This window comes from Pseudomonas sp. BS-2016 (genome assembly GCF_001806145.1).
Classification (GTDB): Bacteria; Pseudomonadota; Gammaproteobacteria; order Pseudomonadales; family Pseudomonadaceae; genus Aquipseudomonas; species Aquipseudomonas lundensis.
Map to the genome: position 1 here is coordinate 1 of NZ_MLCT01000103.1, position 1,624 is coordinate 1,624.

2 protein-coding genes are annotated in these 1,624 nt (G+C 62.8%); both read left to right on the plus strand.

The window, feature by feature from the left end:
* Positions 1 to 818, plus strand: an 818-nt coding sequence (locus BKD70_RS22665) for an FGGY-family carbohydrate kinase (RefSeq protein ID WP_256543216.1), incomplete at its 5' end; no start/stop codon positions are given.
* Positions 819 to 912: 94 nt separating this feature from the next.
* Positions 913 to 1,624 (plus strand): DeoR family transcriptional regulator (locus BKD70_RS22670; protein WP_070415439.1); only part of this gene is annotated, 712 nt, incomplete at its 3' end.

Here is a 1,624-nt window from a genome sequence, read left to right on the forward strand (position 1 = left end):
GTACCAAGAGCGGCATCGCTATCGGTGGCATTGCCGGCGACCAGCAAGCGGCCCTGTTTGGCCAGATGTGCGTGGAAGCGGGCCAGGCCAAGAACACCTACGGCACCGGCTGCTTCCTGCTGATGAACACCGGCGACAAGGCGGTGAAATCCAAGCACGGCATGCTCACCACCATTGCCTGCGGCCCGCGCGGTGAGGTGGCCTATGCCCTGGAAGGCGCGGTCTTCAACGGTGGCTCCACCGTGCAATGGCTACGTGACGAGCTGAAGATCATCAACGATGCCCACGACACCGAATACTTTGCCGGCAAGGTCAAGGACAGCAACGGCGTGTACCTGGTACCCGCTTTCACCGGTCTCGGCGCGCCCTACTGGGACCCGTATGCCCGTGGCGCACTGTTCGGCCTGACCCGTGGCGTACGCGTAGACCACATTATTCGCGCAGCCCTGGAGTCGATTGCCTACCAGACCCGCGACGTCCTCGACGCCATGCAACAGGACTCGGGCGAACGCCTCAAGGCCCTGCGCGTGGACGGCGGCGCGGTTGCCAACAACTTCCTGATGCAATTCCAGGCCGACATCCTCGGCACCCAGGTAGAACGCCCGCAAATGCGCGAGACCACCGCCCTCGGCGCAGCCTACCTGGCGGGCCTGGCGTGTGGCTTCTGGGGCAGCCTGGACGAGTTGCGCGGCAAGGCGGTAATCGAGCGCGAGTTCGAGCCACAGCTGGACGAGGCGGCCAAAGAGAAACTCTACGCCGGCTGGCAAAAAGCTGTGAGCCGCACCCGTGACTGGGAGCCGCACGAAGGCGCCGAATAAGCCAAGCGCTGGCTTACGGCAGGTTGTAACTGGCAGGGAGCGGATTCCTGCGTCATCATGGGCCACTTTTGTATGGCAGCCCAAAGGACGCCCCATGAATCTGCCTCCCCGCCAACAACAAATCCTCGAACTGGTCCGCGAACGCGGGTACGTCAGTATCGAGGAAATGGCGCAGCTATTCGTTGTCACCCCGCAAACCATCCGCCGCGATATCAACCAGCTGGCGGACGCCAACCTGTTGCGCCGCTACCACGGCGGCGCAGCCTATGACTCCAGTGTCGAGAACACCGCGTACGCCATGCGTGCCGACCAGATGCGCGACGAGAAGCAACGCATCGGTGAAGCCATCGCCGCGCAGATTCCCGATCATGCCTCGCTGTTCATCAACATCGGCACCACCACCGAATCCATCGCCCGTGCGCTGCTCAATCACAGCCACCTGAAAATCATCACCAACAACCTCAACGTCGCCACCATGCTCAGTGCCAAGGACGACTTCGATGTGTTGCTCACCGGCGGCAATGTGCGCCGTGACGGTGGTGTGGTGGGCCAGGCCAGTGTCGACTTCATCAACCAGTTCAAGGTCGACTTTGCCCTGGTGGGCATCAGCGGGATCGACGAGGACGGCAGCCTGCTGGACTTCGATTACCAGGAGGTGCGGGTTTCCCAGGCAATCATCGCCAATGCGCGGCAGGTGATCCTGGCGGCGGACTCCAGCAAATTCGGGCGCAATGCCATGATTCGCCTGGGGCCGATCAGCCTGGTGGACTGCCTGGTGACTGACCAGCAGCCGGTGCCGGCGTTGG